The sequence below is a fragment of the Paracoccus pacificus genome (assembly GCF_042680785.1).
Classification (GTDB): domain Bacteria; phylum Pseudomonadota; class Alphaproteobacteria; order Rhodobacterales; family Rhodobacteraceae; genus Paracoccus; species Paracoccus pacificus.
In genome coordinates, this window is record NZ_JBHUEN010000023.1 from 1 (window position 1) to 5,827 (window position 5,827).

The 5,827-nt window shown below is 62.5% G+C and carries 11 protein-coding genes and 1 pseudogene; 3 read left to right on the top strand and 9 right to left on the bottom strand.

Translation table 11 applies throughout. The features are described from left to right. Window positions 1-62: 62 nt before the first annotated feature. The 6 genes from ACFSCT_RS09850 to ACFSCT_RS09875 form a co-directional block, all read right to left on the bottom strand. Window positions 63-266 carry a hypothetical protein gene (locus tag ACFSCT_RS09850; RefSeq protein WP_379142353.1) on the bottom strand — a complete coding sequence of 68 codons (204 nt, stop codon included), beginning with the start codon at window positions 264-266 and terminating at the stop codon, window positions 63-65. 11 nt (window positions 267-277) lie between these two features. Next, window positions 278-463, bottom strand: a complete 186-nt coding sequence (locus tag ACFSCT_RS09855; protein WP_379142355.1) for a hypothetical protein — start codon at window positions 461-463, stop codon at window positions 278-280. Beyond that, window positions 460-1,350 (bottom strand): ArdC family protein, encoded by an 891-nt coding sequence (locus ACFSCT_RS09860; RefSeq protein ID WP_379142357.1) that lies wholly within the window; start codon window positions 1,348-1,350, stop codon window positions 460-462. Before ACFSCT_RS09860 ends, ACFSCT_RS09855 begins: the two co-directional genes overlap by 4 nt. Continuing rightward, window positions 1,350-1,550 (bottom strand): hypothetical protein, encoded by a 201-nt coding sequence (locus ACFSCT_RS09865; protein ID WP_379142359.1) that lies wholly within the window; start codon window positions 1,548-1,550, stop codon window positions 1,350-1,352. Before ACFSCT_RS09865 ends, ACFSCT_RS09860 begins: the two co-directional genes overlap by 1 nt. Next, the gene (locus ACFSCT_RS09870) at window positions 1,537-1,773 is read right to left on the bottom strand and encodes a hypothetical protein (RefSeq protein WP_379142361.1); all 237 of its coding nucleotides are present in this window, start codon (window positions 1,771-1,773) and stop codon (window positions 1,537-1,539) included. Before ACFSCT_RS09870 ends, ACFSCT_RS09865 begins: the two co-directional genes overlap by 14 nt. A gap of 452 nt (window positions 1,774-2,225) precedes the next feature. Further along, window positions 2,226-2,417, bottom strand: coding sequence for a hypothetical protein (locus ACFSCT_RS09875; RefSeq protein ID WP_379142363.1), 192 nt, complete (start codon window positions 2,415-2,417; stop codon window positions 2,226-2,228). Window positions 2,418-3,158: 741 nt separating this feature from the next. Between ACFSCT_RS09875 and ACFSCT_RS09880 the strand changes: the two genes are divergently transcribed. The 3 genes from ACFSCT_RS09880 to ACFSCT_RS09890 are packed head-to-tail and all read left to right on the top strand — an operon-like array spanning window position 3,159 to window position 4,511. Continuing rightward, window positions 3,159-4,034: a hypothetical protein gene (locus ACFSCT_RS09880; protein WP_379142365.1), complete on the top strand. Its 876-nt coding sequence runs from the start codon at window positions 3,159-3,161 to the stop codon at window positions 4,032-4,034. 16 nt (window positions 4,035-4,050) lie between these two features. Then, window positions 4,051-4,254 carry a hypothetical protein gene (locus ACFSCT_RS09885; protein WP_379142367.1) on the top strand — a complete coding sequence of 68 codons (204 nt, stop codon included), beginning with the start codon at window positions 4,051-4,053 and terminating at the stop codon, window positions 4,252-4,254. Beyond that, entirely contained in the window at window positions 4,254-4,511 is a 258-nt protein-coding gene (locus ACFSCT_RS09890; RefSeq protein ID WP_379142369.1) for a hypothetical protein, read from the top strand. The genes ACFSCT_RS09885 and ACFSCT_RS09890 overlap by 1 nt, the downstream gene beginning before the upstream one ends. Here the strand turns inward: ACFSCT_RS09890 and ACFSCT_RS09895 are convergent. The 3 genes and pseudogenes from ACFSCT_RS09895 to ACFSCT_RS09905 all read right to left on the bottom strand — a co-directional run. Then, entirely contained in the window at window positions 4,492-4,899 is a 408-nt protein-coding gene (locus ACFSCT_RS09895; RefSeq protein ID WP_379142371.1) for a hypothetical protein, read from the bottom strand. The two genes, ACFSCT_RS09890 and ACFSCT_RS09895, sit on opposite strands and share 20 nt — an antisense overlap. Window positions 4,900-4,908: 9 nt before the next feature. Beyond that, the gene (locus ACFSCT_RS09900; RefSeq protein ID WP_379142373.1) at window positions 4,909-5,157 is read right to left on the bottom strand and encodes a hypothetical protein; all 249 of its coding nucleotides are present in this window, start codon (window positions 5,155-5,157) and stop codon (window positions 4,909-4,911) included. A 55-nt stretch (window positions 5,158-5,212) separates the two neighbouring features. Further along, a pseudogene (locus ACFSCT_RS09905) lies at window positions 5,213-5,827 on the bottom strand (ParB/RepB/Spo0J family partition protein); the annotation flags it as partial.

A 5,827-nucleotide genomic window follows, 5' to 3' on the forward strand; every position in this document is an offset into this window, starting at 1 on the left:
CTTCCTCGGCTTCATTGATATCACGTCCATCCGTCTCTGGATCCGCCATTTGTCAACATGACCTAAGATAGCCGAGTCCGCAGGCAATTCCGATCGAGCCCACGGCCCAGATTCCAAACTATGCCGTGGTGGGCGTTTAGCCGTTCATAGATCAGAACTCCGATGCCAAAACGCGCAGCGCGGGCACGGGCGCGCTTGCGCGCTTCGGCCAGTGACTTGCAGAGAATTGGCAAATCGTCGGGATGGTCGCGCAATTCATAGATCATGGCGTCACCCTCTAAAGTTCGATGCCGGGTTTCAGGTTGCCGTCGCGGTCGAGCCAGCCGCGCGCCTGTGCGCAGTCCATGCAGATACAGGTTCCGACCGGGTCGCGGTGCAGGGTCACGGGCGCGAGAAACACCAGCGGGTTGACGCTGCCGCATTTGCGGCAGGTCAGGATGGGCAGGTGGGCGGGGCCGCTCATGCGGCGGCCCTTTCCTCGATCATCCCGGCGGGTGCAGTTTTCATGAGCCAGTCGGCGGCTTTCTGGGCCTCCGTCGCGGCTTTGAATATCATCCGCTTGTGGTGTTTCAAGGCCAGCAGCCACGACGCGATATAGGCCGCCGATTGCTTGAAATCAGGCGTCAGGCCGAGTTGAGCGCAAACCATAACTTGCCCCAGTTCGGCCACCAGTTCCTCGAATGCCCGATCCGTGCGCCCGTTGAACCGGCTGAAACGGTCCAGCCGATGCACAGCGCCAGTGGCGTGACATGATTCATGGGCCAGCGTGGCGTAGTACCCGGCGGCGTCATGAAAGGTCGCGACGGGCGGCATGTGGATGAAATCGCCCGCCACATCATAGAAAGCTTCTGGCCGCTCGCTGGTGCGCCGCTCGATGCCGGTCGCATCAAAGAAGGCATCAAGCGCCGGATCGGTTTCGGTGCCGAGATCGCGCGGGGCCTCAACGGGCTTGGCGTGAAAGTCTTCGGGCAAGCCGTCGATCTGCTCGGCATTGAAGACGCGATAGGCCTTGGCATAGCCGATGGTCTTTTCTTCGCCGGTTTCGGCATCGGTGCGCTCAACGGTGCCGTATTTGACGACCGTTGCCGATTTCTCGCCCTTGCGGACCTGAGCGCCAGCGTGTTGAGCCTGCCGATAAGTGAACCAATGGGCGCTGCGATAGCCATGTTCAGCGGCTTGCGCCCAGAGCATCAGGATATTGATGCCGCGATAATGCTCGCCGGTGCTGCGGCGGGGGAAGGGGATGCCGCCGGCATCGCCGGTCCATGGCTTCCGCCAGACCGGGGTGCCAGCCTCGAGGCTGGCAATGATCTGGTCAGTGACATGCTGGTAAACATCGAACTGGGCCATCAAGCGCCCTCCTGAACGGGGCGCTCGATGGCGCAGACCTCGATGCCGCAATCGTCGCAGGTCGTATCGTCAAAGACGTTGGACAGTTCCCATTGCTGCATTTCCACGTTCCAGCGGGCGCAGGCGTCGGCCAGAATGCTCTCACCTCCGCAATGCGGGCAATGAATGGTGATGGGGTGACCGGGTTCACGCGCGGGCATGGTCAGCCTCCACGGTGAACAGGACGGCTTCGCCTTCGACGCGATAATCGATCTTGCGCAGCAGCACCTGTTCCAATGCCTCACGCGGGACACCGGGATAGGTGGCGGCGATGACGCCCAGAATCTCGGGCCGGTCTTCCTCGAAATAATAGCCGTTCAACGCCCATGCGATCAGGCCGGGGGTATGAACGAGGGATGACGATCCCAAGCGATATTCAGCCATGTGTGGCCTCCTTTCTTGCGACGGTCCCGCCTTGGCCTTTGCCGTGGTCGGGGTGCCCATGATCGGGCGGGGTTTCTGGCGAGGACGCGGGAACTGCGCGCCTCTCCTGAAACCCTGCCTCCCGGCGAGGGCAGGAGGGGGACCCGATCAAGGGTCGGCCGTAGGGGCGAGGGGAGGGGGATCACCCGGCCTGCACGGAGCCGTCAGGCGGAGGAAGGCCGGGGACACCCCTCGCCCCGTCAAGCCGCCGCGCCCTTGAACGGGGGAACCAGCGGTTCCCGACACGGCTGCGGAACGCGGCCCAGGAAAAAGCCGGGGCGTTCGGCGTCGTCCGAATCCCCCGGCTGGCGTGGCCCGTGGCAGACGGGCCTCCATCGATCTTCCTGGCCGCAGGCTGCCCGCGCGAGCGACTGGATGGAACGGCAAAGGGGCGGCTTTCGCCGCCCCTGCCGTTACTCCTGGTCGTCTTCCCGTTTCGGGAAGGCGACCATATCGACGCCGGGGAACATGTTATGGCGGACCTGGATGGAGGTGATTTCGCCGGCGTCGTTGCGGTTGATGAAGAGGACACCGCAGTTGTCCCAGAAATTCTTGCCGTCTTTCTCGCCGGTTTTCACGCGGAGCTTCATGGTATCAAAGGCCATCTGGTTTTCCTTTCCTGCTTGGCGTTTCGATGAAATTTCCGGGACAGGGCAGGAAGAGCGCCGGTCAATGAGGAATTTGTCTTCCGCGAGGAATGGCCGCTGGCCAGGGGAAATTCGTCATTGAAGGCCAAAAAATGACATCAAGCCGTGGCCCGCCATTAGCGGGCCTCAAAAGGCCGTCCGGCGCGCTGCCCTGTCATATTTCATCGATGAGAAACGCCTTCGCTGGTAAGGACCGGGTTGGCCACGACAGCAAGCGACCGCGCAACCCGCGAGCGAGAAAGACGGCAAGAACGGGACCGGCTGCCCGTCTCCGGCTTAACCGCAATGCTGCCGGGCTCACTACGCCCGGCTATGACCGCCACAATATGGTCCTGCACGAGAGATTTTGGCGCATCCGAACAGACGGACCAGGATTGGCAGGGGCGGCGCAAGCTGCCCCATGATCCGGTTGGGAACGCAGGCGTCTGAAGGCCAGCCCGCGTCAGCGGCCGTGACCCGAATGGGCCGAGACGGGCGGGGCAGGGCGCCCCGGACCGGCGGGCGAGGATCTGGCTCGGGACGAGACGGACCGCAGGCGCCGCAGCCGGGCGCATCGCCCTGACTGGCTTGGGTCCGGCCTGAGCCGGACTAGGACGCGATGCCCGCTTGCGGGCAGACGCCCAGACTCACTTCTGACGAAACGCGCCTATATTCGTAATGTCCGTGCCTGTTTACATCTCTCATCTTTGGTCTTTGCGCATGAAACACGACACCCGCCCACCGTTCCGATCTCTTCGCGACGTGGTGCTGAAGGAGTTACAGGGCAAGAAATCCCTCTTGTGCTGGAATGACGATCCAAGCTTTGCACGAGATACGCTGGACGGCATACTCGATGGCGAGGCCTATATCCTGGACAGATACGCACATGCCTATCTTCGGGATCTGGCGATGAATCTGACGGTCGAGGATTATTTCCTGTCGATCGCCAACACCCGGATGCCGTTCCCCTCGGTCTGGGTGGAGGCCATATTTGATTTTGTCGAAGACAAGGGCGAGATCACCTATGGTGCGCTGGTGACGGATGAGGGCGATGGCATCAAGGTGTTCCAGATGCAGCTGCTCCACGAGAGCAAACCTTGGCTACCCACATATTGCGGAACCGAAGTGGTGTTTCATCGCGACGGCAATGTGTCCTGCAGCAAGACGCCGATATCGAAGCTCTATGAGCGAATGGCCGAGTTCGAAGGCATCTCACAGGAGGACCATATGAATAGCGAGATCGAAAAAGCCCTGCGGATCGGGGGAGTTTTTGCGGTGCTCTGTGCTGCCCTGGCGCGACCGAAGATTCTTGACCGCGATGCGCCACGACCATTGCGGAAGAGTGAGGCCAAAGCATTCGCGGCCGCGAACCGCAGGGCGCCACGCTTTGCACCCTCGATCATCCGACTGTCAAAGGCAGGGCGGGCGGAAAGAGACGCGCACCAGGCAAGTGAAACGGCGGGACAATCGGTCAGGACGGCCCATTGGGTCCGGGGTCATCTGTTTCTGGCCAGGAACGGAAGGCTGACGTGGCGCCGCGCGCATGTGCGTGGCGGCGGTGACCCGATGGAACGCGTGCATTACGTCACCGAATGACAAGGGAGCCACAGCAATGACCTTGCCCATGGAAGGCCGGTTGATCGCGGAAACCAGCGACGGCAGTGAAATCCAGCTTGTGGCAGGCGAGGGTCAGCGTGTTCTTCACGCACTGGCCACGTTGGCGCGGACTCCGGTTGGCGCGCATGTCACGATCCGGGCGCTGCGCACGACAGATGGCGAAGAGCTGTGGCGATCGCCGGTCGCGGAGCAACGCTGATGGCCGGACCCCAAAAACCCACTGACCAACTGACCGGCCCGCGCAAGCTCGGACCCTATGCTGATCGGGACCTCGATTGTCAGGAAAGCCTTGAGGCCAAATTCCTTGCTTTGGTCGACCAGGCGGAAGCAGTCGGATGGGTCAGGACCGAGATCTATGATGCGCTGATCGAGCTGATCAAAAACCATGCCATTGGCGATCACACGCTGGCGGCGGACATTGATGCGGTCCATCGAGCTATTCGCGATCGGCGCTGACGCGCCGCCGGCGCGTCTCGGCGCGAAGCGCACGGGCCTGGCCAGTCCCCGGCCCATAACCGGGGCCGGCCAGGGCAATCAAAGGCATCCTCGCAAAAAGAGACCCCACACAAGGCGGGGCCAGTTGAACCTTCGTCGCAGAAGGAAAGGGGTCAGGTGGACGCGTGGCGTCGATTTCGCGGCGGGCCTGCCGCCATCGCTCCGCACGCCTTTGCCGCGTGCGTGCTTCACCCACAGCCCAGCTTTCCGCTCGGGCCTGCATCACATCGTCAGCGCTGCGCTGGCCGGCGGCGATTTCTGCCGCGAGGAGCGGCATGGCATCCCGTTCAGCCTTCTGCTTGCGGGCGGTATCGATGAAGGGGTGGCGGGTCGATTTGATGAAGCGCATGGCTCAGCCTCAATCGACATATTTGGTTGGCAGGCGCTCGATCTCGGCCCTGATCCGGCGCAGATCGGCGATTTCCTCCTGATCGCCCGCCGCCTCGGCGCGGGCCAGATCGCCGGCCAGCCAGGACAGATTGTCTTCGCGGGTCGCGTCCGGGCATCCAAGGGCATGGCCGACGCGGTATCCGCCGCCACAGCCGCATGACAGCCCGTGCCATGCCTTTTCCTTCTGATAGTCGCTCTGCTTGAACTTATCGGTCATTGATCGATCCTCCGTAATGGGACGGGGCGCGCGGCTTGCGCGCGCCCCGCCTTGGTCATTCCATGCCCTCAGGCAGCCATGCGGCGATCCGGGCCTCCTGCACCTCGGTGACGCCGCGCGCGGTGCGGATCACCGGATCGCGGAACAGGGCTTCCAGCATTTCGGCCTTCTCAGACTTTTTCAGTTTGGCGAATGTGGTGGCGGTCGGGTGCTCTTCGTTCAGGTTCAGCAGATCGCGCCACAGATCATTGAGATAGGGGCCTCCGACGCGGCTGAAGAAATTCGCCGCCGTGGGGGTCCAGACCTCGCGGATCGCGGGCTTCGTGTCCTTGTCGATCAATGCGCGCAATTCATCGGAACCGCCGCGATAATGGGCCGCAAGATTGCGGGCCAACTCGCCACGAATGTGATCCTCGCCTTTCTTGCGGAAGGCGCGGAAGGATTTGGCAAGGTCTTTGCCATGCATGTCGGGCGGCGCGTTCGTGGTCAGGCGATCATCCAGCGCATAGCCTTCCGCTGCCGTTGTCGGCCAGTTCGGTATGTCCTCGGTCGATAGCCCAAGCGGGCTGCGCCATTGCAGATCGTGGCTCAACTGATAGGCCAAGAGCGCGATCAGCAGATCAGGATCGCGCAAGACAGCGTGTTGCCTTGCGCCCTTCGCCACGCGGTT